This window comes from Nocardia sp. NPDC052254 (genome assembly GCF_040679495.1).
GTDB lineage: Bacteria > Actinomycetota > Actinomycetes > Mycobacteriales > Mycobacteriaceae > Nocardia.
The window spans coordinates 181,673-208,593 of record NZ_JBFAUW010000011.1; the positions used below are offsets into that span (position 1 = coordinate 181,673).

The 26,921-nt window shown below is 66.3% G+C and carries 23 protein-coding genes and 1 riboswitch; of the genes, 8 read left to right on the forward strand and 15 right to left on the reverse strand.

Going from position 1 to position 26,921, the window contains the following annotated elements:
• Positions 1–96: 96 nt before the first annotated feature.
• The gene (locus tag AB0L57_RS25535; protein WP_364966948.1) at positions 97–885 is read right to left on the reverse strand and encodes an exodeoxyribonuclease III; all 789 of its coding nucleotides are present in this window, start codon (positions 883–885) and stop codon (positions 97–99) included.
• A gap of 93 nt (positions 886–978) precedes the next feature.
• Between AB0L57_RS25535 and AB0L57_RS25540 the strand changes: the two genes are divergently transcribed.
• On the forward strand, positions 979–1,833 hold the full coding sequence (locus AB0L57_RS25540) for an alpha/beta fold hydrolase (protein ID WP_364966951.1): 855 nt from the start codon (positions 979–981) through the stop codon (positions 1,831–1,833).
• A 54-nt stretch (positions 1,834–1,887) separates the two neighbouring features.
• Here the strand turns inward: AB0L57_RS25540 and AB0L57_RS25545 are convergent, their stop codons facing one another.
• From AB0L57_RS25545 to AB0L57_RS25575, 7 genes are all read right to left on the reverse strand, one after another.
• Positions 1,888–3,159, reverse strand: coding sequence for an acyl-CoA dehydrogenase family protein (locus tag AB0L57_RS25545; RefSeq protein ID WP_364966954.1), 1,272 nt, complete (start codon positions 3,157–3,159; stop codon positions 1,888–1,890).
• Between the two features lie 13 nt (positions 3,160–3,172).
• On the reverse strand, positions 3,173–4,042 hold the full coding sequence (locus tag AB0L57_RS25550) for an SDR family oxidoreductase (protein ID WP_364966957.1): 870 nt from the start codon (positions 4,040–4,042) through the stop codon (positions 3,173–3,175).
• 75 nt (positions 4,043–4,117) lie between these two features.
• On the reverse strand, positions 4,118–4,993 hold the full coding sequence (locus AB0L57_RS25555; RefSeq protein WP_364966959.1) for a MaoC/PaaZ C-terminal domain-containing protein: 876 nt from the start codon (positions 4,991–4,993) through the stop codon (positions 4,118–4,120).
• A gap of 17 nt (positions 4,994–5,010) precedes the next feature.
• Positions 5,011–5,445 (reverse strand): SRPBCC family protein, encoded by a 435-nt coding sequence (locus tag AB0L57_RS25560; protein WP_364966962.1) that lies wholly within the window; start codon positions 5,443–5,445, stop codon positions 5,011–5,013.
• Between the two features lie 41 nt (positions 5,446–5,486).
• Positions 5,487–6,704: a lipid-transfer protein gene (locus AB0L57_RS25565; protein ID WP_364966964.1), complete on the reverse strand. Its 1,218-nt coding sequence runs from the start codon at positions 6,702–6,704 to the stop codon at positions 5,487–5,489.
• Between the two features lie 251 nt (positions 6,705–6,955).
• On the reverse strand, positions 6,956–7,606 hold the full coding sequence (locus AB0L57_RS25570) for a helix-turn-helix domain-containing protein (RefSeq protein WP_364966967.1): 651 nt from the start codon (positions 7,604–7,606) through the stop codon (positions 6,956–6,958).
• 39 nt (positions 7,607–7,645) lie between these two features.
• Complete coding sequence (locus AB0L57_RS25575) at positions 7,646–8,185, reverse strand: potassium channel family protein (RefSeq protein ID WP_364966970.1); 540 nt, start codon at positions 8,183–8,185, stop codon at positions 7,646–7,648.
• A gap of 218 nt (positions 8,186–8,403) precedes the next feature.
• On the opposite strand from AB0L57_RS25575, the gene AB0L57_RS25580 reads away from it, so the two are divergent.
• The 5 genes from AB0L57_RS25580 to AB0L57_RS25600 all read left to right on the forward strand — a co-directional run bounded on the left by AB0L57_RS25580 (position 8,404) and on the right by AB0L57_RS25600 (position 14,852).
• The gene (locus AB0L57_RS25580; RefSeq protein ID WP_364966973.1) at positions 8,404–9,111 is read left to right on the forward strand and encodes a dienelactone hydrolase family protein; all 708 of its coding nucleotides are present in this window, start codon (positions 8,404–8,406) and stop codon (positions 9,109–9,111) included.
• 193 nt (positions 9,112–9,304) lie between these two features.
• Positions 9,305–9,685, forward strand: coding sequence for a hypothetical protein (locus AB0L57_RS25585; protein ID WP_364966976.1), 381 nt, complete (start codon positions 9,305–9,307; stop codon positions 9,683–9,685).
• Between the two features lie 876 nt (positions 9,686–10,561).
• Positions 10,562–11,647 carry a hypothetical protein gene (locus tag AB0L57_RS25590; RefSeq protein WP_364966979.1) on the forward strand — a complete coding sequence of 362 codons (1,086 nt, stop codon included), beginning with the start codon at positions 10,562–10,564 and terminating at the stop codon, positions 11,645–11,647.
• On the forward strand, positions 11,647–13,830 hold the full coding sequence (locus AB0L57_RS25595) for a hypothetical protein (RefSeq protein WP_364966981.1): 2,184 nt from the start codon (positions 11,647–11,649) through the stop codon (positions 13,828–13,830). The genes AB0L57_RS25590 and AB0L57_RS25595 overlap by 1 nt, the downstream gene beginning before the upstream one ends.
• Complete coding sequence (locus AB0L57_RS25600) at positions 13,827–14,852, forward strand: hypothetical protein (RefSeq protein ID WP_364966984.1); 1,026 nt, start codon at positions 13,827–13,829, stop codon at positions 14,850–14,852. The genes AB0L57_RS25595 and AB0L57_RS25600 overlap by 4 nt, the downstream gene beginning before the upstream one ends.
• Here the strand turns inward: AB0L57_RS25600 and AB0L57_RS25605 are convergent.
• The 3 genes from AB0L57_RS25605 to AB0L57_RS25615 form a co-directional block, all read right to left on the reverse strand.
• Positions 14,831–16,138: an FAD-binding protein gene (locus AB0L57_RS25605; RefSeq protein WP_364966986.1), complete on the reverse strand. Its 1,308-nt coding sequence runs from the start codon at positions 16,136–16,138 to the stop codon at positions 14,831–14,833. The genes AB0L57_RS25600 and AB0L57_RS25605 overlap by 22 nt on opposite strands.
• Before the next feature lie 90 nt (positions 16,139–16,228).
• Positions 16,229–17,383 carry an MFS transporter gene (locus AB0L57_RS25610; protein ID WP_364967066.1) on the reverse strand — a complete coding sequence of 385 codons (1,155 nt, stop codon included), beginning with the start codon at positions 17,381–17,383 and terminating at the stop codon, positions 16,229–16,231.
• 490 nt (positions 17,384–17,873) lie between these two features.
• Positions 17,874–19,091, reverse strand: coding sequence for an NADP-dependent isocitrate dehydrogenase (locus AB0L57_RS25615; protein ID WP_364966989.1), 1,218 nt, complete (start codon positions 19,089–19,091; stop codon positions 17,874–17,876).
• A 301-nt stretch (positions 19,092–19,392) separates the two neighbouring features.
• Positions 19,393–19,504, forward strand: a riboswitch (SAM riboswitch).
• A 246-nt stretch (positions 19,505–19,750) separates the two neighbouring features.
• Here AB0L57_RS25615 and AB0L57_RS25620 point away from each other — a divergent pair.
• Positions 19,751–20,905 (forward strand): homoserine O-acetyltransferase, encoded by a 1,155-nt coding sequence (locus AB0L57_RS25620; RefSeq protein WP_364967068.1) that lies wholly within the window; start codon positions 19,751–19,753, stop codon positions 20,903–20,905.
• A gap of 67 nt (positions 20,906–20,972) precedes the next feature.
• On the opposite strand, the gene AB0L57_RS25625 is transcribed toward AB0L57_RS25620, so the two are convergent.
• Both AB0L57_RS25625 and AB0L57_RS25630 read right to left on the reverse strand, forming a co-directional pair.
• Entirely contained in the window at positions 20,973–21,218 is a 246-nt protein-coding gene (locus AB0L57_RS25625; RefSeq protein WP_364967070.1) for a DUF3017 domain-containing protein, read from the reverse strand.
• 233 nt (positions 21,219–21,451) lie between these two features.
• The gene (locus AB0L57_RS25630; protein ID WP_364966992.1) at positions 21,452–21,964 is read right to left on the reverse strand and encodes an N-acetyltransferase; all 513 of its coding nucleotides are present in this window, start codon (positions 21,962–21,964) and stop codon (positions 21,452–21,454) included.
• A gap of 269 nt (positions 21,965–22,233) precedes the next feature.
• Between AB0L57_RS25630 and AB0L57_RS25635 the strand changes: the two genes are divergently transcribed.
• Complete coding sequence (locus AB0L57_RS25635; RefSeq protein WP_364966995.1) at positions 22,234–22,698, forward strand: tRNA (cytidine(34)-2'-O)-methyltransferase; 465 nt, start codon at positions 22,234–22,236, stop codon at positions 22,696–22,698.
• Between the two features lie 26 nt (positions 22,699–22,724).
• Here the strand turns inward: AB0L57_RS25635 and AB0L57_RS25640 are convergent, their stop codons facing one another.
• Together AB0L57_RS25640 and AB0L57_RS25645 are read right to left on the reverse strand one after the other, a co-directional pair.
• A complete protein-coding gene (locus AB0L57_RS25640; protein WP_364966998.1) occupies positions 22,725–23,273 on the reverse strand; it encodes a hypothetical protein in 549 nt (182 codons plus the stop codon).
• Positions 23,274–23,514: 241 nt separating this feature from the next.
• Complete coding sequence (locus tag AB0L57_RS25645) at positions 23,515–26,868, reverse strand: error-prone DNA polymerase (protein WP_364967001.1); 3,354 nt, start codon at positions 26,866–26,868, stop codon at positions 23,515–23,517.
• Positions 26,869–26,921 lie beyond the last annotated feature (53 nt).

The following is a 26,921-nucleotide window of genomic DNA, read 5'->3' on the forward strand; positions in this document are numbered from 1 at the left end:
GCCCGCATACGACCGGCGGGACGGTGGTGCACAGCTCGTGGGAGGACAGAGATCGTGGTGTGTCGGACGCGCTCGATTCTTCCCGATTCCGGGCGTTCAGCGGTACTGGACGGTCACCGGCGCATGGTCGGACCAGCGCAGCGCGTACTCCGGGGCGCGCTCCACCACGGCCTGCTTCGCCCGCCCGGCGATATCGCCGCAGGCCAGGTGGTAATCGATCCTCCATCCAGCATCGGTATCGAACGCGCGGCCCCGATAGGACCACCAGCTGTACGGACCGGGCACGTCCGGATGCAGTCCGCGCACCACGTCGACGTAGCCGGCGGCGAGAATCTCGTCGAGCCAAGCCCGCTCCTGGGGCAGGAAACCGGACTTGCCGATATTGCCCTTCCAATTCTTGATGTCCCGCTCGGTGTGGGCGATGTTCCAATCGCCACAGATCACGTAGTCGCCGGTCCGTGCCTTCAGATGGGCGCCGAGGCCGGCGAGGAAGCGATACTTCTCGTCCTGGGCCGGGGTGTCGGCCTCACCGGTGTGCACGTAGACGCTCGCGACGGTGAGTTCGTCGAACTCGGCCTCGACGAACCGGCCGAGGCCGTCGAACTCGTCGCTGCCGAATCCGATCCGGACGCCGCGGGGCTCGCGCCGCGACAGAATGCCCACACCCGCACGGCCCTTGGTGGCCGGTTCGGCATGGGTCAGATACCAGCCGTCGTCCAGGACCGAAGCGAGCGCTTTTCGGGTCTGCTCATCGGTTGCCCGGGTCTCCTGCAGGCAGATGACGTCGGCCTCGGTCACCGCCATCCATTCGAGCATTCCCTTTCCGGTCTTACCGGTAGCCGCGCGTATGCCATTCACATTGACGGAACTGACAATAATTCCCACCGGACGACCGTACAATGCTGATCATCTACCCGTCCTCACGGACATGCGGGCCGGATCGCGTCGGCCCGGACCGATCCGGAAGGGGTGACGACGATGACGTCGACCACCACCCACGACCGTCCTTCCCTCGCGCCGATGACAGCGCTGCACACCGGATCGGGTGATCCGGTTCTGCTGTTGCACGGATTCATGTTGTCGCCGCACTGCTGGGAAGGGGTGGCGATGCGATTGTCTGCCACCTGCGAAGTATTCGCACCCGCCTTCGCCGGGCACTGGGGCGGATCGGATCTCACCGGCTGGTACACCGATGTTGATCAGCTCGCCGACCGCGTGGAGCAGCAGCTCGATGAATTAGGTTGGCGCACCTGCCATATCGTCGGGAACTCTCTCGGCGGCTGGGTCGGATTCGAGCTGGCGCGCCGCGGGCGGGCCCGCACCCTCACCGCCATCGCCCCGGCCGGCGGCTGGCACAACCCCTCGCTGGCACAGCTGCGGGTGGGGTTGGAGTTCCTGTCGCTGCTCCCGATCGTGGAGGCCGGCAAGCGGCTACCGGCGTCGGTCCGATTCAGCGCTCCGGTGCGGCGCTGTGTCTCGATGCTGCTGAGCAAGAACGCGACCGTCGCTTCGCGGCGCGGGGTGGAAGCGGCGATCACGTCGGCCCTGCACTGCACGGCCCTGCTTCCGCTGATCGTGGGCGGGGTGCGGATGTCGACACTGGCGAATCTGGACTCGCTGCCGGTCCCGGTGCGGCTGTTGATGTGCGAGAACGACCGGATCATCCCGCATCGCACCTATGCCAAACGCTTCCTGCGCGAACTGCCCGAATCCGCCGACCGGATCCTGGTGCACGGCGTGGGGCACGTCCCGATGCTCGAGGCTCCCGACCGCATCGCGACGCTCATCGCCGAGCACGTCTATGCCAGCCGCACGCGTCTGCGGGCGGTGTGAAAGGCCGGCGGATCGGTTCGAACCCCTCGGCGCCGATCCGCCGGCCGTACCGGTTCACGATCGGCCGAGTAGCCCCTTGGCGATGTGGGTGACCTGGATTTCGTTGCTGCCCGCGTAAATCATCAGTGACTTCGCGTCGCGGGCAAGCTGTTCCACCCGGTATTCCTGCATGTAGCCGTTGCCGCCGAACAACTGCACCGCCTCCATCGCGACCTCGGTGGCCGCCTCCGAGCAGTACAGCTTGATCGCCGATGCCTCGGCGAGAGTGGGCGGCTTCCCGGCCCGGCCGCGCTCCAGGGTGTTGAACACCATGTTCTGCACGTTGATCCGGGCGACCTCCATCTTGGCGAGCTTGAGCTGCACCAGCTGGAACCGGCCGATCTCCTGACCCCACAGGGTGCGGTTGTTGGCGTATTCCACACAGAGCCGGTGACATTCGTTGATCACGCCCAGCGCCATGAATCCGACCCCGACGCGCTCGGCGACGAAACTCGCTCGGGCGCTTTCGCGTCCGTCGCCGCCGGAGTGTTCCTCGGTCTCCCCGAGCAGCCGGTCGCGCCCCAGTCGCACATTGTCGAAGAACAATTCGCCGGTGGGCGAGGAGTGCAGGCCCATCTTCTTGAACGGCTTGCCCTGGGTGAAACCCTCCATTCCCTTGTCGAGCACGAAGGTCAGCACCTTGCGATCCCGCTTGTCGACAGCAGCGGAGCCTGCGGAGCGGCCGCCGTCACCCTCGTCGAGTTTGGCGTAGACGATCACCACATCCGCGTACGGGCCGTTGGTGATGAAGGTCTTCTGCCCGTTGAGGATGTAATCGTCACCGTCGCGCTCGACCCGGGTCTTCATGCCGCCGAAGGCATCCGATCCCGAGTCCGGTTCGGTGATCGCCCACGACGCCACCTTCTTCAGCGTGACGATATCGGCGAGCCAGCGCTCCTTCTGCGCGAGCGTGCCGCGCGACATGATGGTGGCGGCGCCCAGGCCGATGGACACCCCCATCGCCGCCACCAAACCCATACTCACACCCGACAACTCGCTGATCAGCACCGCCATCATCGACTGCTGATCACCGAAGGGGCCGGAGCCCGACCGCTTCGGCCGCTCCCCGGCGGGAGCGGACTGCGCGGCGCGCTGTTTGGCGAGCATCTTCTCGATCGCCTCGCTGCCCATCGCGTCGATTCCGAAGTCGGCGAACAACTTCCGCAGAATCGGATACGGCAGCATCGCACCGCTGTCGAGGGCGTCCAGATGCGGTCGGATCTCCTTGTCGATGAAACCTCGCACCGCGGCGCGGATCAGTTCATCGGTCTCGGACCATTCGAACATCGTGGTTCTCCGTTCAGGGCAGGCGGGCGGCGATGTCGTCGATCAGCCAGGGCCCGTCGGTTTCGATGGTCTTCACGTCGTGCCAGCCGCCCAGCTCCGAGATGGCGCCGCCCTGCACCGCGAACACCTTGCCGGTGAGCGGGCACTTGTCGGTCGACAGATACGCGACCAGCGGAGAGATGTTGGCGGGGCTGAACGCGTCGAACTCCCCCTCGGGTACCTCGGCGGCGAAGATGGCGCCCATGCCCGGAGTGGCCAGGGTCAGCCGGGTGCGGGCCATCGGGGCGATGGCGTTGACCCGGACGCCGTAGCGTTCCAATTCGTCGGCCGCGACCAGCGTCAGTGCGGCGATACCGGCCTTGGCCGCACCGTAGTTGGCCTGACCGGCATTGGGCAGCGTGACACCGGAGGCCGAGGCCGTGTTGACCACCGCCACATTGGGCTGTTTACCGGCCTTGGCCTGCTGTTTCCAGTAGGCCGAGGCATGTCGCAGCACATTGAAGTGGCCTTTGAGATGGACCGCGATCACCGCGTCCCACTGCGATTCCTCGAGCGCGGCGACGAATCCGTCCCGCAGGATCCCCGCGTTGTTGATCACCACGTCGAGGGTGCCGAATTCCGAGATCGCTTGGTCGACGAGATTCTTCGCGCCGTCCCACAGGGCGACATTGTCACCGTTGGCGACAGCCTTACCGCCCGCCGCACGGATCTCGTCGACGACATCGTGTGCCGGGCCGGCGTCCGAGCCCTCGCCCGCATTGCTGCCACCGAGGTCGTTGACGACCACGGCCGCTCCCTCGGCGGCGAACAGTAGCGCGTGTTCGCGGCCGATGCCGCGCCCGGCGCCGGTGACGACGGCAACCCGCCCGTCCAGTGCACCCATCGGTATCTCCTTCTTCGAAACGTGAAAGGCACTGCGGCGAGCTGGATTCCGCGTCGCCGGCCGCAGGGTGGGATGTCAATCCGCGATGATCGCGAGTCCGTCGGTCAGCACCGAATCGGCACCGCGGATGGTCCGGAAGGCGTAGGCGTTCTCGCCGCCGGTGCCGTCGATCCGCCAGATCCGGGTCTCGAGATCGTCCCCGGGGAACACCATCTTCGAGAAGCGCACCGCGAAACGCTTCAGCTTGTGCACATCCGAATCCGCCGCCTCGGTGAGCACCGCCCACGAGGACATGGCCATGGTGCACAGACCGTGCGCGATGATGCCGGGCAGTCCGGCGTCCTTGGCCACCTGCTCGTCCAGATGCAGCGGCACCGGATCACCGGACGCCGGTGCGTAGCGGTAGGTCTGGTCGTCGTCCACATGCTGAGCCACCGCGGCCACCGGCGGCCGATCGGCGAGCCCGGCATCGAATTTGTGCGCGGGACCGGATGAGCCGACCCGCTTGCCCACATCGATGTTGCGGAAGAACGCGGTCAGATACTGCTCGTTCACCAATTCACCGTCGTCGGCACGGCATTCGATGTGAATGGTGATGGTGGTGCCGTTCTCCCGGCCCTCGTACCCGATCGCCCGGGCGCGCGAGACCAGCCGGTCCCCCGGCCGGATCGGACGGTGGAAATGGAAGTCCTGCTCGCCGTGCACGACCCGGCCGAAGACATCCATCGGCACCACGTCGATGACCGGCATCATCATCGCCTCGAAGACCGGGACGATGGCGAAGACCGGAGGGGCGATGTCGCCGGACAGATGCGCGGGAATCGGATCGTTGGTCGCGGCGGCGTACTCGGCGATCCGCTCGCGCGTGACCTCGAAACTTTCCTCGTCCGACCAGACGTTCAGGCCCGAATCGTCGAATTCGACCGGCCGCGGGGCGGTGTCGGTAGCCATGACATCTCCTCGCCGGTTCAGGCGGTCGCGAGCGCGTCGAGCCGGCCCAGAGTCTTGTCGAGCTGGTCGGCACCGTCCTTCTCGACCGCCTTGCCGAGTGCTCCCTTGATGAGCGCGCCCTCGAAATCACCGGAGACCGAGAAGGTGGTACCGGCGTCGTTCGGGGTGATGTCGAAGGAGAACCGCACCTTCACCCCCGCCATACCGGAACCGCTGAGGACCAGGCTGTTCGGCGAATTCACCTCCTCGACCACCCATTCCATCTTGTTCGCCATGCCCAGCATCATGATCTTGGCGACCAGTTTCGAGCCGGCGGTCAGCGTGGCGGGCGGTTCCTCCATCCAGCGTTCGTGGATGGTGAACCACTTGTCCCAGGTCTGCGGATCCGACACCACCTGCCACAGCGCATCGGGGGTGGCGGCCAGATTCTTCGTTGCTTCGATGTGCCCCATGCTGATACTCCTCGTCGAGCTCTGTTGGGATGAAACGGAATTCAGCGATCGGCGCGCTGATAGGCGGTGACGACGGCCGCGCCGCCGAGGCCGATGTTGTGCTGCAACGCGGCGGTGACACCCGCGACCTGGCGTTTGTCGGCCGCACCGCGCAACTGCCAGGTCAGCTCACTGCACTGCGCCAGTCCGGTGGCGCCCAGTGGATGTCCCTTGGAGATCAGGCCGCCCGACGGGTTGACCACCCATTTTCCGCCGTAGGTGGTCTGATCGCCGTCGATGAGGTTGCCCGCCTCACCCGCTGCGCACAGGCCCAGCGCCTCGTAGAGCAGCAGTTCGTTGGCGGAGAAGCAGTCGTGCAACTCGATGACCTGGAAATCCTGTGGGCCCAGACCGGACTGCCCGTACACCTGTTGCGCGGCTTGCACATTCATGTCGTAGCCGATGAGGTTCTTGGCGGTGCCGTCGAATGTCGAGGCGAAATCGGTGGTCATCGCCTGGCCGACGATCTCGACCGCGCGGGCGGACAGACCGTGCCGATCCACGAAGTCCTCCGAGGCCAGGATCACCGCGCCGGAGCCGTCCGAGGTCGGTGAGCACTGCAGTTTGGTGAGCGGGTCGTAGATCATTCGCGCGGACAGGATGTCGTCGAGCGAATACGCGTCCTGGAACTGCGAATACGGATTGTGCACCGAATGCTTGTGGTTCTTGTAGCCGATCTTCGCGAAATGCTCCGCGGTGGTGCCGAATTGCTTCATGTGCTCGCGGCCCGCTGCGCCGAACATCCAGGGTGCGGGCGGGAACAGCACCTCGGAGATCTCGGCGAGCGCCATCATGTGCCTGGCCATCGGCTGTTCGCGGTCGTCCCAGGTGGAACCCAGCGAGCCCGGTTGCATCTTCTCGAAACCCAGCGCCAGCGTGCAGTCCGCGAGCCCGCCCCGAATCGCTTGCGCCGCAAGATACAACGCGGTCGAACCGGTGGAGCAGTTGTTGTTCACGTTGACCACGGGAATACCGGTCATGCCCAGCTCGTAGATCGCGCGCTGCCCGGAGGTGGACTCCCCGTAGACATAACCCACATACGCCTGCTGGATCTCGCGATAGTCGATACCCGCGTCGGCGAGCGCGTTGGTACCGGACTCGCGGGCCATGTCCGGGTAGTCCCACGCCCGCGTCGTGCCGTCGGCCTCGGTGACCTGGCGGCGGCCCGGCTTCTCGAACTTCGTCATTCCCACACCGACGACATAGACCTTGTTCGCCATCGAACTCCTCCCATCCGCACCGCCTCACGGCACCGAGCGGTTGTGACCGATCCGTCCGACCGGACTGGAAACAAACATACGAAGCTGTATGTAAATGCGCAAGGGTCCGGCGGAAAGTGAGCACGACCTTCGGCAGACACCCAGTTCAGCGGCGTGTACCGATACGTACACGGCGAGGTGTAGCGAGGGCGACCGCGCACTCCGCTCACAACCGGGCGGAGCGTTGCGCCCATCTCGGAGAGACGACGGATTCAGGAGCGCTCGGCGATGCCCAGCCCCGGAAGCGCCGCCTGGGCCGCCAGCCGCAGTTGCGCCGATGCCCGCCGCCAGCGCCGGTGTGCCCGATCGGGGTCCGGGGAGACGAAGTTCGACACCAGAATCCCGCGCAGGGTATCCATCGCGGTGTAAGCGAAATCGCGAACTTCCTTGCGCCGCATCTCATCCGGCACCAGCTGCGACACCGCCATCAGGACGGCGTTGTTGACGAACGGCTCGACCTTCTCCGCCTCGGCGGCCAGGACCGGATCGGTGCGCCCGGCCACCCACAGTTCCATCGCGGCGATGAACAGCGGGCCCTGATGCAGATCCCACACCGCGTCCAGGGTCGTGCCGATCGGATCGTCCCCCACCCGCAGGCGGCCCAGTTCCCTCATCGCGGCCTCGGTACGCCGTTGAGCCAGATGCGAGATGGCGGCCACGACCAGATCGGTCTTGGAGCCGAAATGGTGCACCTGCGCTCCCCTGGTGACCCCCGCCCGCTCGGCCACCCGCGGCGTGGTGGTGCCGGCGTAACCGTATTCGACCAGGCATTCGATCGTCGCGTCGAGCAGGCGCGCTCGCATCTCGGTGCTGCGCTGCTCCTGTGTGCGCCGCGGCGCCTTACCGACGACAGATCTGGCCATTCCGGAAATCCTACACTTACATACACAGGTGCATGAAACTCACTCGGGCGCTCGCGCCGCCCGGCCGCGCTGTATCGCCGCCACCACCACCCGCACACCGGCCCCGATGAGTGCGATATCGGCCAGGATCTGCACCGTCACGATGATTCGCGCACCCTGCGAGGCCGCCGCGATATCGCCGAATCCGACCGTACCCAGCACGGTCACCGTGAAGTAGAGGGCATCGACTCGGGTCAGCGGTGTGGTGAAACTGTCCGGCGCGACCGCCGAGGTGAGCACATAGGTCGTGGCGAACAAGAGGATGAAGGCCACCGAGATCACCGCCAGCGCCTCGATACCACGCAGGGCCGGATAGTCGGCCGCGAGGATGCGCTTGGTCTGCCAGACGATGAGCACGACCACCAGCACCAGACCGGCGAGCAGACCGAGGATCGGGCCGAGTGTGTCCAGATGTTGGAAGGGCAGCAGAAAATACGCCGCGACCAGCACGATCGTTGTCAGCACGATGCGAGTCGCGCTGGCCAGTGCCGCCCGCCGCCGCCGTTTGTCGCCGCTGTGATTCTGTGACTGCGGATCCATCGGACCTCCCGGTCGAGTTCTGCCGCGCCCCGGATCACTCAACCACGCCGATCGCAGCAGTGGCGGGAGGCGCCGCGATTGCGACGACCTACTCGGCGAACCGAGCGAAACCCCGAACGAAGCAGCACAATCGACATCGAATCGATCAGTGGAGCGCACCGCCGCGCCTGCCCGGGAAGGTCGGCCGCTCCACCCCCGCCGATGTCGAGGAGAGCACGGTGAGCCAGACCCGTATCGATACACCGCACGGCGTCATCGATGCCGAGATCGTCCGACCCGAAGGCACGGGCCCCTGGCCCGGAGTGGTCGTCGTCCACGATGTCCTCGGTATGAGTGACGATCTTCGCGAGATCACCCGGAACATCGCCGCGGCCGGATATCTGGCCGCGGCACCACGATTGGCCGACGGCAGCGGGCCCCGATGCCTGGTGAGCCTGTTCCGCGACTTCCACCGCGGGCAGGGCACCGCGTTCGACCGGATCACCGCGTCCCGCGAACATCTGAAGAGCCAGCCGGACTGCACCGCACGCGTCGGCGTCGTGGGCTTCTGCATCGGCGGCGGTTTCGCCCTCGCGACCGCGACGGACGGATTCGACGCCTCGGCCCCGTTCTACGGCGAACTGCCGAAGAATCCGGAGGAGGCGCTCCGCGAGAGCTGCCCCGTGGTCGGGAGCTTCGGCCGACGCGACCCCGCACTCATCGGCGCCGGCGACACACTCGCCGCGGCGCTGTCGCACAACGGCATTCCCCATGACGTGAAGACCTATCCCGGCGTCGGCCACGGCTTCGCCAATCACTGGAAAGCCGGTCCGCTCACACCGATCCTGCGGGTCACCGGCTTCGGTTACCAGCAGGGTGCGGCGGAAGATGCCTGGCGGCGGGTCTTCGCATTCTTCGACACCCATCTGCGTGGGGGCGAGCGGTAGCCAGGCGGTGATACCTCGACAGCAACACGCAAGCACTTCCCCGCACTGGGAAATTACGCCACAGCGGGACATCGACCGGTGTTGAGACACTGGGCATCGACCAGTCGGTGACGAGCCGTGCGAGCTCGGCGCCGCGGGCCCGGATGGTTCGCGAACCGGCAGCCGTCGCGTACACCGAACAGCGTGAGGATTGATGAGAGAACTTCACCCCGATGTGCGTGTGACGCTGGCGATGGGGCAGGAACTGCGCAACCGACTCGCTGACATCCTCGAGCGTGCCGAAAGTCTGGTCGCCCGCCGCCCCTCACCCAGCGGGTTGGTGATCCCCGAAGTCGATGTCTACGGACGGCTGACAGATCTGTATCTCGCGCCCGGAACCTGCGATCGATTCGACAATGCCGAACTCGTCGCGGAGATCATGGCGGCAGTGCGGGAGAGCACTGTGGACGCCGCACGTCAGTACGCCATCATGGGTGAAAATTACGATGCCACGCCACTCGCGGAGTTGGCGCGGACGTGGCGGGCGGAGATGGGACGCTCCGGCCCACCTGGCTCCGGAAATGCCGAGGAATGAGAGCCGGATGGGTGGCGGGAGGAATGGCCGACGATGACAAGTTACATAGATGCCGACGCAGGCAGACTGCGCGCATCCGCCCGGCAATTCGATGAATACGCCAAGGCCCTCCGGAAGTGGGGAACGATCCCGGAGGATTGGCTGAAGGCTTTCCCTTCCGGCTACGGCACCATCGCCGATCCGTTGCACGGCGCCTTGACGGACTACTACAACAGGCGCCACGACAAAGCCGAGCGAGAGGCCAAGGAGGCCGAGGACGCCCGGGATCAGCTGCTGTCATTCGCGGACCGGCTCGAGCACACTGATCATTCCGGACAGTCCCGCGTCGGGCGGTCGTTCCAACCAAGCACCCCGGAGCCGGTGGTCGGCGGACCCACACGACACGATGATATGCCGAAAAAGCCTGCGGACCACGAGGATTCACCGAGGCGGTCGCCGACGGCCACGCCAGAGAGTCCCGATGCTCCCGCCCCGTCCCCGGCTTCCGGCGAACAGACAGGTCCGCCACCTGCCGACGGCCACCAGGACGGCGGAGTCGGACCCATACCACCCACCACACCGAATATCGCTGCGCCCGCCGGCACTCTGCCCGCAATGCCGCCACCTGAGCCGGATACCGCCCCTCCGACGCCGCTCCTACATACCACCCACACCACCGACGACCAGCCCATACCGGCCATGCTGCTGGATGCGGACACTGCTGCCGATCATCGAACTGGCGCCCCACCCGACCCCTCCATCGACAGTTCAGTTCCGCCGACCGGGCCGATACTCCCCGGCCCGGGGCCTGCACCCCGGCCCCCGGCGCCAATTCCGAGCGGCCCGTTGCTGGCTTCTGCCGGGAACGCCGAACGATCGAGACCGGCTCTACCGCCTTTGGTTGTCGGCGGCGACATCGACGACGATCTGACACTGGCGCGGGCATTGCTGAGCGCGGCGCTCTTCGCAGTGGGTGATTCGGCGCCGGGAGTGGAATGGGCGACCACGGTGTTGCGCACCGAAATCGGTGTCGTCATCGCGCTGACCTCCACCGAAGGACGCGGCTGGTTGCCCCCGGGATTGTTCCTGCCTACGGAGGTCCTGATTCCATGGCAGTGGGACTCCCTGCTGAGCACCGATGACCGGCAGGACATGGCCACTCTCGAAGGTGACGCCGACCCGGCCCGTATCCTCGCCGAATTCGGCCGCTACGTCTGCCGGGACCTCCCGGGCGAGCTCAGCGCTGTCGCGTCGTCGGCAACCGTGGGTGATGACGTGCGTGCCATGCTGGGAGACCGAGTCGCCGTCGCAGAACGGGTCGCGGCCGAGGAATCCTCCGTCGACCTGTCCCGGCCAGGGGCCGGGCTGGTCGACCGGCTGGACATGGCCGGTTCGCCCGCCGCCCAGCAGCGCGCGGCCGAAGTGCTCGACTCCGAAATTCGAGCGATATGCCTGCAGCTGACGCAGACAGGCGATGACCTGGTCCGGAAGGCTGTCCCCGGATCCGATCCGGAGGTTCTCGCACAGCGCGCGCGGCGGCATCAGGCCATGGAATACCTGCGAAACGGAGGAAACGGAGCGATCGGGGTGCGCAGTGTCCTCGGCAAGGAACGGCACACCTCCGATGCGGTCGGTGCGTCCGTCTTCGCCCCGGTCGGCGCGCCTCCGGGGACCAGCATCCCCGAAAGGGCCCGGGACAGCGTCACACTCGCTTCATCGGGCGCCCACATCGAACGCGCTCGAGCACTCGAGCGGCGAGCCGACGAGCTGGTCTCACTACTGACCACCGGGCGCGCCGATCGACAACTGCTCCGCGAAATTCTCTACACCTTTGACCAGGTCAGCGAGCACCCGCAGCTTCGAGCCATGACACAGGCACTGGACATGGCAGCCGCGAGCAAGACTGCTGCCGGCATCCGGCCGGCCGAATATACGAGCGTTCCGGAGAGCCCGAGGCTCCACAGTGAACAGAGGAGCTTCTGATGGGTGAACCGGACCAGAACAAGGTCGATGGGGCCGTCAAAAGGATCGGCGAGCTCCACGACAAGAGTTGGGCGGACGATTACTACCAGGAGCATCAGGCCAAGATCGCCCTGGATGAGCTCAACGGCCTGACCCCCGAAGAATTCGGGCAGGCGTGGCACGGGCTCTCCAAAGAAGAAAGAACAGATCTTGCCCAGCATTCCTTCTCCGACAACCCCTCGGACAAGGACAAGAATTACGACCTCCGAAAAGACCCTAAATACAAAGATCTGGCAACCGCTCTGGCCAATGACGACTTCAAAGCCGCAATGAAGGTCAAGAATGACCAGAAGTCCGAGAAGGAGAAGGCCAAGCCGAAATTCGACACATACGGAATGGACCCCAGCTCGGATATCGTCAAGCACTTCGTGGATGCCAGACTCCCCATCCCCAAGGGTACCGATCGAAAAGGACTCTTGTTCAAGATGATAAAAGACTGCGAATCGATGTTGCAGAATTCTTTCGATTCATTGGGCAGAGGGAAGCCAGAGGATCCGGTTGTCAATCCCATTCTGGACGACACCAAGGTGGATACACCAGATGGCTGGTCGAACGTCATCAACAAACAGAAGGACTACATAGACGCTTCGGATAAGAGGATCGAGAAATACAAGGAAAAGAATGATGGTGTCGATTCCACCGCGAAGGAGGCCGGCTTAAAGAACAGCGATACATTGAATGCCCTGAAAAAAACCCTCGCCGACCTGAAATCAGCACTGGAGTTCGACTACGGAACCACGAAACAAGATGGCAACAACATAAAGGCCGACTGGGGGAAAAAGGCCCCTGGGGAAGCGAAAGATGGAGGCATCCACGACGGGGACACCATCTACTCACGCTCCTCACCTGACGGGAATTTCACGCTCACAAGGGCTGCCGAGCTTTTCTATATTCACGAGGTAAAAAAGTACACCGACGAGTTCACGAAGGAATTCGATAAAGCAGCTGCCGTGTTTCAGGGCTACGGATCCAAGGTCGATGATGACGACGACAAGCCGGCGAAACCGAAAGCGCCCGCCACCCCCGCCGCACCAGCCACTCCCGCACCGTCGACACCCGCACCGGCAACTCCGGCGGCCACACCCACAACGCCTGCGACCCCGGCGAATACCACGGACACCCCTGCCAGCGACGACGACTGGAGCGATGTATTCCCGGACGATCTCACCGATCCGCAGGATCCCGCCGCTGATGGGACCGATACCACCGGCGGCACCGATGATCTGGGCCTCTCGGATTCCGACACCGGCGAGGATGGGACCGGAGACGAGACAGGCGACAGCACCGGTTCCGAACAGACCGGCTCCGAGCAGACCGGCTCCGAGCAGGTCGCGGCCGGTAGCGGCGGCACCCAAACGACTCCGGCTGTCGCGCCGATGAATCCGTTCGCGAACACCGGATTGGGCTCGATGATGAACAATTCCGGACTCGGCTCCATGCTGACGGGTCAGAACAGTCCGTACGCACAGCTCGGTCAGAACTTCGGCAACTCCGGTGCCGGGCAACAGGGGATTCCCGGGCTCTCGGGCTCGAATCCCGGGACGACCGCGGCGGGCACCACCGCACAGCAGATCGGCTCTGCGGCAAGTCAGGTGCCGGGCATATCGGTCAATCCCGCAGTCGCGAACACCTCCTCCCCCGGCGTGCCCGTGCAAACGGCGCACAGCATGGTCGACATGCAACTACCGGATCGCAGTGGTACGCAGCCGGTCTCGGCGGCTGTGGCCGATGCGGTGAACAAAGAGATGAACAATCCGAATGGCTGCGATGCCATCCGCTCCTACGGCAACAACCTCGGAAACCTCACCCCGATCGGGGACTTCACCAATCTGCACACCGGCGACATCGCCAGATGGGACAACCACAGCGCCATCGTGGTCGACGAAGGCGCCGACCACAAGTACCTGGTTGTCGACGGGCAGATGCACCAGCTGCCAGCGATGGATGACAACCATCCGCTCGATATGAACAATTTGCCCTTCGGCGACCCGAAGGAATTCGGCGGTTTCCAAGGCTTCTTCCGCCCCGACGCCGTGGGCGATACCAATGGGTCCGGGCAGGCCCAGCCTCAAACGATAGCCGCGATTTCCGCGCCGCCGGCGACAGGCGCTCGGCCGGCGGACACCAACGTGCAGCGGACGTGACGACGGCGGCGGCCCGATCGGCGGGAGACTTCCTGATCGGCTTGGCGGAGCAGGTCGGTTCCGGCTCCACGCCGGAATCACTGCGATCAGTACTGGAGCGGGCCTGCGGTGGCCGCCTGGATGCCGCCGGACCGGACGGACGTCGATCCAGCGGACTCACGCTGTCCGGAACTCCGTTCGAAGCCAGCCTGACAGGCGGCCGGGGACGCTGTGCCCCGGTAATTCGCTACGTCACCGAAACCACGACCTGGGAGCCCACTTTCACCGTTCGGTTCGAGGCATTTCTGGCCGCTGTCGCGGAACTCGTCACGTGGCTACCGGGCGGCAATGAGTCGGTGACCGAACAACTGCATTCATTCATCGCCACTCTCTACCCCGCCCCGGGGAGCATCGAGCCGTCACGCCGCCCGGCACTCTGGCTCGGAATCGTGCATCATCCCGCGCAGCCGGATCATCTCGCCGGTCTCAAGGTGTACTGCAATTCCGGTGCAATACACGATGCCATCGAGATCGCGAGCCGACGATGGCCGGACTTTCGAGAGTTGAGCCCGGTCCCTCTGGACGAGCGGCTTTTACGCTGCGCCGGAATCGCATTGGAAGTGGACGCGCAGGGAGGGTGGAAACACAAGATCTACCTGCGCGCGAGTGCCAGGGATGCGGCGGTGCCGATGAAGCTGATTCGTTATTTCGGCGAGGCCGCGTGGGAGCCCCTCGCCGAACTGGTTCGGTGCGGTACCAATGCGGCCCACCTGCACAACTACGACTACTTCGTCTGCTGTAACCGCCGCGACGGTGGCAGCCCCTCCTACACGGTCACGGTGATGGCAGGACGGCGCGACGATCACACCGGATTGATTCGTGAACTCGCGTCACGTCACCACGGCACCACCCATGCGGTCGACGCGATGGCGCAGGCCGCGCAAGCCTGCGGTGCGATGTGGCGCTATTCGGCAGTGGGACTGGGATTTTCGCCGGACTATGGGATCGATAAACTCAATGTCTACGGAGCACCCTCCTGGTAGGCATCTCCCGGTGCGCGGCCTCGGATCCGTCCCGACAGCCGCACGAGCGGCAGATGCGTATTGACATGTTCGAGCCGTAACGAGGCACGCAGTTCTGCCAGCCGATCCAGGTCGCCACCGTAGAGCCGCAACGCATCCGAATGATCGAGCTCGCCGACGCCGTACAGATACGGCCGTCCGCCCAGCTCTACACAGCGTCGCAGTAGGTTCTCGAATATCTCACCGGTTTCGGCGACGGTCTTCGGGTCCGGTTCGACGCGGGCGTATATACCGATACCGACCGATACGGGAGCCGGGCCGACGGGGGCGAAGGCGAACGGGACCGCATCCGGGCTCCGCCGAATGATCAAGGCGTAGAGCACGGTTGCGGAATTGCCGATCAGGGGGCGGTCACGTGGCCCGGCAACTGCGGCGAGCATCGGCGCGCAGTGTTCGACGGGCACGACATAGTCGGCCCACATGTTCACCGGATCGTTCGGCCGCCTCGAATCAGCCTTGCCCGGATGGCTCCCCTGCATCGGGAGATCGATGGCGACGGTGCAGTCGGTGTCATCGCAGCGCCCCGGTCCCTGGGCGCCCCACCATCCGGTGACCGACCAGATCCGGCCGGATTGGGCCATGGCCCAATAGCAATCGGCATCGCCGGTCCGGGCGACCTGTTCGATGTCGGCCGCGAGCGCAGCGAGAGTGGGGTGCTCGGCTCGATGCAGATGGGTCCGGCGTTCGTGGGCCATCGTGCGTAACACCACTCGCTCGATCAGGCCCACCGTACCCAGTCCGCCCAGCGCGAATCGGAACAGCTCCGCATGTTCGGTCCGGGAACACCAGCGGCTGGCCCCGATTCCGTCGATCAGCTGAATCCGCTCCACCTGGTCGACCTGCAGGCCGAGACGCACCGACCCCGCCCCCGCGCCGCCCACCGACAGGGTGCCGCCCACCGACATGTGCAGATGGTTGGGGAGAACCGGCAGGGCCCGCCCCCGCCGATTCAGATACTGCTCGACGCCGTGCCAGCTCGCCCCGGCGGGCACCTCGAACAATCCCTCGCCGAGGTCTCGAATCTGCTCGATCGCGGTATCGGGCGAATAGGTGACCAGGAGCTCACCGTCGGTGACGGTCTGCCCGGCACAGGAATGGCCGGAACCACGCAATGTCAGCGGCCGCCCGGAACCGAGCAGGGCCGACGGGAAGGCCGCGGGCAGCCGGTGCACGATCGAGGGCGTGGCTCGATACCGGCCGCCGAAGTCGGTATCGAACTCGGAGTGGGAATCCTCGCGAGAACTCATGATCCCGCCAGCATGGTTTGCGGCACGGCGTCATGATAGTTCGACGTCAGGACCACTTATCGCACGTGGCGACACAGCGGATCCCGTCGATTACCACCGTGCCGGTGTGCCGCTCACCCGGCGCGCCGCCCACACGGTCACGGTGAACAGCACGACACCCGCGACCGCGAGGCCCGCGCCGACCACCGCGGGCGCTGTGTAACCCAGCCCCGCGGCGATGACGATCCCGCCCAGCCAGGCGCCCGCCGCGTTCGCGATGTTCAGGGCGGCGTGGTTGAGGGCGGCGGCCAGGGTCTGCGCATCGTGGGCGACATCCATCAGCCGGGTCTGCAGTCCCGGCGCGATGGCCGCTCCGGACGCACCGACCAGGAAGGCGCCCGCTGCGGCGGTGACCGGATTGTGTGCCGCGGCGACGAATCCGGCGAGGATCACCACCATCGCGACGAGGGCGGCGAAGATCGAGAGATCGACGCCACGATCGGCCAGGACACCACCGACGATGTTGCCGGCAACCATGCCGAGCCCGAACAGCGCCAGCACGAGCGGTACGAACCCCTGCGACATTCCGGCCACATCGGTGAGGGTCGAGGTGATGTAGGTGTACACCGCGAACATGCCGCCGAACCCGACCGCGCCGACGAGCAGGGTCAGCAGGACCTGCGGGCGGCGCAAGGCGGTCAGTTCGGTGCGCGGGTCGGTCATCCGGATACCGGTCAGATCGGGCACGTACCGGGCGATGGCGGCCACCGTCGCCAGTCCGATCACCGCGACGACCACATAGGCGTCGCGCCAGCCGAGCGCCTGACCCAGCCAGGTCGCAGCGGGGACGCCGACCACATTGGCCACGCTCAGGCCCAGCATCACCGCCGCCACGGCCTTGGCTCGCTGTCCCACCGGCGCCAGCGAGGCCGCCGCCAGCGAGGCGACACCGAAGAAGGCGCCGTGCGGCAGACCCGCGACGAACCGGGCCGCGACGAGGGTGGAAAAGACCGGCGCCAGCACCGAGGCGATATTGCCGACGGTGAACGCGATCATCAGCGCGATCAGCAAGCGCTTGCGCGGAATCCGGGCACACAGCGCCGCGATCAGCGGTGCGCCGACCACGACACCGAGCGCATACGCCGAAACCGCATGGCCGGCGGCCGGCTCCGTGACACCGAAATCCGTGGCGATGTCGGGCAGCAGGCCCATGGTGACGAACTCGGTCGTGCCGATTCCGAAACCGCCGAGCGCCAGGGCCAGCATCGCGGGGATGTTCCAGCCCGTACGCCGCGCGGGCGGTTCCCGATCCGTGCCGATGCCGGCGCCGATCCGGCGAGCGGACGACGTCGCGCTGCGCGAATCCTCGGATACCGGTACCGGACCGAGGGCGTGGTCGACGGCGTCGTCGGGCTCGGTGCACACGGAAGTTGGGTCGGCCATGGGTGTGGCCAACGCGGGTGGGTGCCGCGCCCTTACCCGTGCGCGGGGTGATCCGACTCACCGCGACGCACCCGAGCGCGTCCAACCACCGGACGCATTGCGGAACAAGGGTTCTCGACCTGCGGCCCCGCCGACGAGGACGGTGTCGGAAACATCACACGGCGAACGGTTTCCGGAGGAGATGCTGCCCGGCGCGCGCACCGGCGACAGCCCGTCGGTGCACGGAAACAATTCGGGCACCCGCACCACCGTGATCGGTGGGGGCGGGTGCCCGGATATCTACCGTCCGGCCGTGAGCCCGGCGGATCGGTGCCTAGCCCAGTTCGCGCGCCAGGTTGGCGTCGAGAACGCCGAGGAATTCCTCGGTGGTCAGATAGCCCTGGTTGCCGCCGACCAGCAGCGCCAGGTCCTTGGTCATCTGGCCGCTCTCGACGGTCTTGATGACGACATCCTCGAGGGTCTGCGCGAAACCGATGACCTCGGGGGTGTTGTCCAGCTTGCCGCGATGGGCGATACCACGGCTCCACGCGAAGATCGAGGCGATCGGGTTCGTGGAGGTGGGCTTGCCCTGCTGGTGCTGGCGGAAGTGACGGGTCACCGTGCCGTGTGCGGCCTCGGCCTCACAGGTGCGGCCGTCCGGGGTGAGCAGCACCGAGGTCATCAGGCCCAGCGAGCCGAAGCCCTGCGCCACGGTGTCGGACTGCACGTCGCCGTCGTAGTTCTTGCAGGCCCAGACGTAGCCGCCCTCCCACTTCAGGGCGGAGGCGACCATGTCGTCGATCAGACGGTGCTCGTAGGTGAGACCGGCGGCCTCGAACTCCTGCTTGAACTCGGTCTCGAAGACTTCCTGGAACGTATCCTTGAACATGCCGTCGTAGGCCTTCAGGATGGTGTTCTTGGTCGACATGTAGACCGGGTAGTTCTGCTGCAGGCCGTAGTTCAGCGAGGCCCGCGCGAAGTCCTCGATGGACTTCTTGAAGTTGTACATACCCATGACGACGCCGCCGTCCTCGGGCATCTTCACCACTTCGTGGACGATCGGCTCGGAGCCGTCCTCCGGGGTGAACTGGATCGTGACGGTGCCGGCCTGATGCACCTTGAAGTCCGTGGCGCGGTACTGGTCACCGAAGGCGTGACGGCCGATGATGATCGGCTTGGTCCAGCCCGGCACCAGGCGCGGCACATTGGAGATGATGATCGGGGCGCGGAAGATGGTGCCGCCGAGGATGTTACGAATCGTGCCGTTCGGCGAACGCCACATCTTCTTGAGATTGAACTCCTCGACCCGAGCCTCGTCGGGGGTGATGGTGGCGCATTTGACGCCGACACCGTGTTTCTTGATGGCATTGGCCGCATCGACGGTGACCTGGTCGTCGGTCTTGTCGCGGTATTCGATGCCCAGGTCGTAGTACTCGAGGTTCACATCGAGGTACGGATGGATCAGCTTGTCCTTGATGAACTGCCAGATGATCCGGGTCATCTCGTCGCCGTCGAGTTCGACGACGGTCCCTTCAACCTTGATCTTGGACATGGATCTTCGTGTCCTCCTAAGGAAGGTGTGCTCCCATTGCACGGCCAGGCGAGCACGCTTGTGAGCGGACCCCAGCTGTTCAACAGACAACGTATACGCCCCGCGTTGTCCACGAGACGCCTGGTGCTAAACAAGACAAGCGTACTGGTGCGCTGGGTCTCAATGACAGGGGCCGCCCCATTGAGGGAGTCGCACGTCACACCGACCATCTCGCACCGGGGCGATCGACCCGGTTGTCCGCGCGGAATCGGGCGAGCCCAACTCTCGCGTCCACCGGGGCCGATTGTTAACATCCACGTCAGGTCATGAGTGCCAGCGCCAAGCCCCGGCTCGCTGGCCGGCAACCCTCCAGTTGCGGTGGGGTGCTCCGGGTGATTGACCGGGCTCTCGAAAGCCGAGAGCAAGCGCGACTATCAGGAGCAACCAGTGAGTGAGTTCACCGTGCCCCGCGGCAAGTGTGTAGAGGCGGCAGCGCGTTCCAGGCGTGTCGCTACGATCGGGGATGTGTGTTCCCTCGTCGTCCGTGCTGCTTCGACCTCGCGCGCGCACCCGTCGCGCGCCGATCTGGCGGCCGCCGGTGCCATGCCCCGGCCGGCCCGCAGACCGATGGTGGCGGCCGGAATCGACCACCCCGTGTGGCAGGCGCGGTGACCGTGAGTATCGAATCGAGTGCGTCCCGCGCGGGCGCAACCGCGCTGCTACCACCCCCGGACGGCAGTCTGGGAGTCATCGCGATCGGCGAGGTCCGGCTGGAGAACGGCGCGGTCGTGCCCGGCGTGGAGCTGGCCGTCCAGCGCTGGGGTGAGCTCTCGCCCGAACTCGACAACGTGGTCCTGGTCGAGCACGCCCTGACCGGTGACTCGCACGTCTGCGGACGGCCGGACGATCGGCACGCGCTGCCGGGCTGGTGGGACGGCCTGGTCGGCCCCGGCGCGGCGCTCGATACCGATCGCTGGTGTGTCATCGCGACGAATGTGCTCGGCGGCTGTCAGGGCAGCACCGGGCCCGCCTCCCCGGCACCGGACGGAAAGCCCTGGGGCACGCGGTTTCCCGAGATCTCGATCCGCGATCAGGTCGAGGCCGAGGTCGTGCTGCTGGATCTGCTGGGTATCGCCCGCACGGCCGCGGTGGTCGGCGGTTCCATGGGCGGCATGCGGGTGCTGGAGTGGATGGCCGGTCACCCCGATCGTGTCGACGCCGCCCTGGTCCTGGCCGTCGGCGCCCGCGCGACCGCCGACCAGATCGGCACCCAGACCACGCAGATCGCCGCGATCACATCCGATCCGGACTGGCAGGGCGGCGAGTATCACGGCACGGGCCGCAGCCCGCGGGCCGGACTGGGGGTCGCGCGCCGTATCGCACACCTGACCTACCGCACCGAATTCGAACTCGATCACCGGTTCGCCAACACCGCTCAGGGCACGGAAGACCCGTGGGACGGTGGGCGTTACGCGGTGCAGAGCTATCTCGACCATCAGGCCGACAAGCTCGTCGCCCGATTCGACGCCGCCACCTACATCCTGCTCACCGAGGCGATGAACCGCCACGATGTGGGACGCGGCCGCGGGGGTATCGAGGCCGCTCTGGCCGCCATCCCGGTGCCGTGCCTGGTCGGCGGCGTGGACTCGGATCGGTTGTATCCGTTGCGGACCCAGCAGGAGCTGGCCGATCTGCTGCCCGGCTGCAAGGGCCTGGAAGTGGTGCACTCCCGCGACGGGCACGACGGATTCCTCACCGAGACCGCGGCGATCGGCAAGATGCTGGAACAGACCATGGAGCTGGCGCTCGCGGCGCGCGAGGCCCGCGCGTCCTGAGCACAGCGCCGCCACGCTCGGCCCGGCAGTGGGCCGAGCGGGTGCGGCCGGTTCGATCGCGAGTGGCTCAGCCGACGCCGAGGCTGCTGATCGTTGCCGCCAGAACGATGATGGCACCGCCGAGAACGGTGTAGGCCCCGATATCGAAGGGCCGGCTCCGCACCGCCAGCAATCCGACCCGGGCCGTGGGCAGGCACAAGCGCAGCGCCGCCGCGAGCAGTGTTGCCCCGCCGATGAAGAACGCGCCACGGCGCCAGCGGTCCTGGGCCACGAAGACCACGGCAACCAGCAGGACCACAACGACCAGCAGCATCGGCAGATGAAGGGGGAAGCGGTTCGCCGGGCTGGAATGCTGCGGTTGTGTGGTGGGCGCGTCGGTCACGGCTGCGATTCTCGCATGTGCGACCCGAGTCGCGACGACCACCGGATGCGGCCGCCGCGACCGAGCGGCGATGCGCCCCCGAGCGGGGCCGTGTAGCGAATACCCCTGCCGAGAGGGGGCGCAGGTCGGCCGCTGGATGGGGCCGGCCTACGCCCCGGCGGCGATCAGATGCCGAACGGTGCGGCGTAGCGGATACGGCCCGACGGAACCGGATGATCCTCGTCGAGCGCGAGGACCATCAGCGCATCGTCGGGAACATCGATACTCAGATCGATGCCGTATTGGCCGGCCCGTCGGAAGCCGAACCGTGGGTAGTACTCGGGATGACCGAGCACTGTGACGAAATGCTCCCCACGGTCTGCCGCCGTCCGCAGTGTGTTACGGATGGCCGCGGCTCCCGCGCCGGTGCGCTGGAACTCGGGCGATACGGCACAGGGCCCGAGGCACAGGGCCGGGATGTCGCCGATGTGGCAGCGGGTCAGCAGCGCGAAGCCGGCGACGGTGCCGTCGGGTGCGGTCGCCACGATCGACAGGCCGTCGATCCAGGCCGGATCCGCGCGCAACGCCTCGACGAGGTCGGCTTCGTCCGGTCGGTCGAATGCGGCGGTGTTGATCGCGTGGACGGCGGGAATGTCGGCGGCGGTTTCGGCGCGTGTGATCCAGTTACGAATGGTCAATGGTACGAATCCGTTTCGTATCGGTAGGTGATGATTCGGCGAGGACGGAATCAGGCCGCGGCGCGGAAGGAGCCGATGCCCCCGGGGAGATATCCGGCAGATGCGCGCACAACGGCCTCGTGCACAGTCATCAACCCACCTCCTGCGAAACTCACCGACACCGCGGTGCCGATACAACGGATCGGCCGTCAGAAGACGGCCGCCGGTCACGGTAACAGAAGGCCGGGCTCCGCGGCGTGGGCCGCCGGGCGGGCGGGTACCGTCTCGGTGTGCTCAAGCTGGTGTTCTTCGAACCGCGTATCCCGCCGAATACGGGCAATGCGATCCGTTTGGCGGCCGGTACCGGATGCGAGCTGCATCTGATCGAACCGCTCGGCTTCGATCTTTCGGAGCCGAAGCTGCGCCGGGCCGGACTCGACTATCACGATCTGGCCGTGGTGACGGTGCACGAAAATCTCACGGCCGCATGGAAATCGCTGCGACCCGAGCGAGTGTTCGCCTTCACCACCCATGCCACCACTCGCAATACCGATATCTCCTACCGCACCGGAGACGTCCTGCTGTTCGGCCCGGAACCGACCGGCCTGCCGGACGAAGTGCTGAACGATCCGCACGTCACCGAACAACTGCGGATCCCCATGCTCCCCGGCCGCCGATCGATGAACCTGTCCAATGCCGCGGCCGTCGCGGTGTACGAGGCATGGCGCCAGCTGGGTTTCCCGGGAGCGGTGTAACGACCTCTGCCGCGAAGAACAGCCGGTCACGACCCGCATCCCGGTTCGCCCAGTGCCTCTGTGAGTGGCGATTCCGTCCACGCGACAGCGCCGATGCCGATATTCGGTTCGAACGTATTCGCCATATCCAGTAGTGCGGCGGCCGCGGCCCGGATGGTCTCGTGGCTGCGCTGGTCTGCGGTGCGCACGGTGCTGACCGCCGCGGCGACGATCTCGGTCCATTCCCCGGCGGCGCCGTCCCGCTCACCGGTGACGGTCCAGTCCGTGTCGACCGTGCAGCCCCCGGCCTCGGCATCGGCGACGCAGTCCGACAGCGCCGAAATCGTATTGTGCAGATCGCGCAGGGACTGCTCCGCGATATCGCACAGGGCCGCGGCGCGCAGGGATATGCGCAGGCCCTCGCCGGGCGGCACCCCGGCCCCGTCCCGGCTCGATTCCGCATCGCCACGTCGCGATCCGGGGCCACCGAGCCGGCCGCAGATGTCGCGGGCCCACGCCGAGGCCGCCGCCAGATCCGCGATCCGCCGGGCGATGGGCGCCTGCGGGCAATCGGCTGTGCGCCGGATGTCGAACATCGAACGAAGCGGGATCGAGCCGGGCCCCGGCCGGTGTGTGGTGAAGCCTCTGTTCGCTGCCGCTCCGGTTTCTCTGCGGTTCATCGCCGCCCCCTGTCTCGCTATCCTTGCCGAATCGATCGCTTGATACGGATGACCGGAAGTCCCCGTTTCAAGCCCCCCTCTTCGAACGTAACCAGGGTTCGCGCCCGTTGCCACGACGAAATTCACAGCCGCACCCCGTCTCGGAAGACGCACCCGCTCAACGGAAATCGCGAGACTTCGACGGCATGCGCAGATCCGCCCGCTGCAGATGTTCGGCCACGACGGTGACCACCCCCTCCGAGTTCTGCACCCGGCCGCGAATCAGCAACGCCGGCGCTCCCTGCGCGATCCGGCGATAGCGCCGCCACAGCCCCACCGAACACACCACGTTCACCATGCCCGTCTCGTCCTCCAGATTGACGAAGGTGACTCCCGAGGCGGTGGCCGGCCGCTGCCGATGCGTCACGGCGCCACCGACCAGTACCTTCGACCCGTCGGCCACCGAGAGCAGCCGATTCGCCGGGACCACGCCGAGACCGTCCCAGTGCTCGCGCAGGAATTCGGTCGGATAGCTGCCGGGCGATACGCCGGTGGCCCACACATCCGCGGCCGCCGCCTCCAAGTCGCTCATTCCGGGCAGCATCGGCGCGTCGGTGACCGCACCGGTGCCGGGTAACCGGCCGGCCCGCTCCCCCGCGGCCGCGCCCGCCGCCCACAACGCCTGCCGCCGGTCGAGTCCACGACCGGATTCGGCACCGATACCGTCGAGCGCACCCGCGGTGGCCAGGGCCTCGGCCTGCGGCACCGTCAACTCGACCCGCCCGGTCAGGTCCAGGAATGAGGTGTACGGACCGGAAGAACGTGCCACGACGATCTTTTCGGCCAGCTCGTCACCGATGTGCCGGACCGCGGACAGCCCCAGCCGCACCTGGGTGCCGTGTTCGGCCAGGGTCGCGGCGGCGAGACTGCGATTGATGTCGGGCCCGTGAACCACCACACCGTGCCGCCGGGCATCGGCCACCAGCGACTGCGGTGAATAGAAGCCCATCGGCTGGGCATTCAGCAGCCCCGCGCAGAAGGCCGCCGGATGATGCAGTTTGAACCATGCCGAATAGAACACCAACGCGGCGAAACTCTGCGAATGGCTTTCCGGGAAACCGAAATTGGCGAAGGCGTAGATCTTCTCGTAGATCCGATCGGCCAGCGCACCGGTGATGCCGTGTAATTCACGCATGCCCTCGTACAGGCGTTCGCGTAACCGCTCCATCCGTTCCGGAGAGCGTTTGGACCCCATGGCCCGACGCAGCTGATCCGCCTCGGCGGCGGTGAAACCCGCGACATCGATCGCCATCTGCATGAGCTGCTCCTGGAACAGCGGAATCCCGAGCGTGCGGGCCAGCGAATTCTCCAGTGCCGGATGATCGATGGTCCGATCCTCACTGCCGTTGCGACGGCGGATATAAGGATGCACCGAACCGCCCTGAATGGGGCCGGGGCGGATCAGTGCCACCTCCACCACCAGGTCGTAGAAGGCACGCGGCCGCAACCGCGGCAGCGTCGCCATCTGCGCCCGCGACTCCACCTGGAACACACCCACCGAATCCGCGCGCGACAGCATCTCGTACACCGCGGATTCGGTGAGATCGATCGAGTACAAGGCAATTTCGGTGCCCTCGTGCTCACGCACCAGATCGATCATGTAATGCAGCGCCGACAGCATGCCCAGCCCGAGCAGATCGAATTTCACCAGGCCCGCCGAGGCGCAGTCGTCCTTGTCCCATTGCAGGACACTGCGGCCCGGCATCCGCGCCCATTCCACCGGGCACACATCCGCGATGGGCCGATCACAGATGACCATGCCGCCGGAGTGGATACCCAGATGCCGCGGCAGTCCCTCGATCTCACCGGCCAGTTCCAGCACCCGCTCCGGAATCTCGGTGTGCGTTTCCGCCGACACCCCGGACCACCGGCTCACCTGCTTACCGAAGGCGTCCTGCTGCCCCTGTGAAAAGCCCAGTGCCCGAGCGGCATCACGCACCGCGGACCTACCTCGATAGGTGATCACATTGGCCACCTGCGCGGCGTACTCCCGGCCGTATTTCGCGTAGACGTGCTGGATGGCCTCCTCGCGGCGATCGGATTCGATATCGATATCGATATCGGGCGGACCGTCGCGTTCGGGCGCCAGGAATCGCTCGAACAGCAGATCGTTGGCGACCGGATCCACATTGGTGATACCGATCGCGTAGCAGACCGCGGAATTGGCGGCCGAACCCCGGCCCTGACACAGGATGTCATTCTGCTTGCAGAAATCGACGATATCGTGCACGACCAGGAAATAACCGGGGAAATTCATTCGGGTGATGATGTCGAGCTCATGTTCGATCTGCCGGTACGCCTTGGGGTTTCGTTCCGGCGGACCATAGCGCTCGGCGGCGCCGTCCAGAGTGAGCCGGCGCAGCCAGGAATTCTCGTCATGATCGGACGGCACGTCGAACGGCGGGAGTTCCGGGGCGATCAACTTCAGATCGAAGGCGCATTCGGCGGCCAGCTCCGCGGCGCCGGTCACCGCCCACGGGAAATCGGCGAACAGCTGCGCCATCTCCGCACCCGACCGCAGATGCGCCCCGCCGGCGGGCGGCAGCCAGCCGGCGATCTCGTCCAGACTGCGCCGGGCGCGGATCGCCGCCAGCGCCATGGCGCGGCGACGCTGGGCCGGTCCGGCGAAATGTGCGGCGGTCGTGGCGACCACCGGTAGCTTCAACCGCTCGGCAAGGGCGATCAACCGGAGGTTGCGCTCGTCGTCGGTGGGAATGCCGTGCTGGGTGAGCTCGACCGTGACCCGATCGCGGCCGAAGCGATCCATCAGATCGCGCAGCGCTGCCTCGGCTTCGGCGTCACCGCGTGCGAGCGCCTGCCGTACATGGCCTTTGCGGCAGCCGGTGAGAATATGCCAGTGCCCGTCCGCGGCGGCGGCCAGCCGATCCGGGTCGTAGCGCAGAATTCCCTTCTCCCCGGCCACCATGTGCGCGGCCGACATCTCCCGGGACAGCCGCCGATAGCCTTCCTGTCCGCGGGCCAGCACCAGCAGATGCGGACCGGCCGGATCCGGCTCCCCGGTGCGCGGCCGCGAGTCGGACAGCGTTCGCGATGCGGCGGCCGGCTCGAACATCGTTGCCGGATCGAGCGTTTCGCCCAGGGACAATTCCGCGCCGAACACCGTCGGCAGTCCCCATTCGGCGGCGGCCTCGGCGAACCGCACCACCCCGTAGAAACCGTTGTGATCGGTGAGTGCCAGCGCCTCCAGCCCCAGCCGCACCGCCTCCTCCACCAGTTCCTCGGGCTGGCTGGCGCCGTCGAGAAAGCTGTAGGCCGAGTGCGCGTGCAGTTCCGCGAACGGCACCACCGGCCCGGCCGGCGGCGGCCGCACACCCGCCCGGTATTCGCCCCGAGTATGCGACCACGCCGGGCTGTCCCCGCCATCCCCCGGCGGCTCCGATCCGCGACCGGGCAGACCGGAGAGCACCCGCTCCATCTCCGCCCAGGTCGGCGGACCGTTGCCCCAGCCCATGCACCCACCCTCTCGACTCGAACATACTTTCGAAATCGATGGTAACTCGCGGG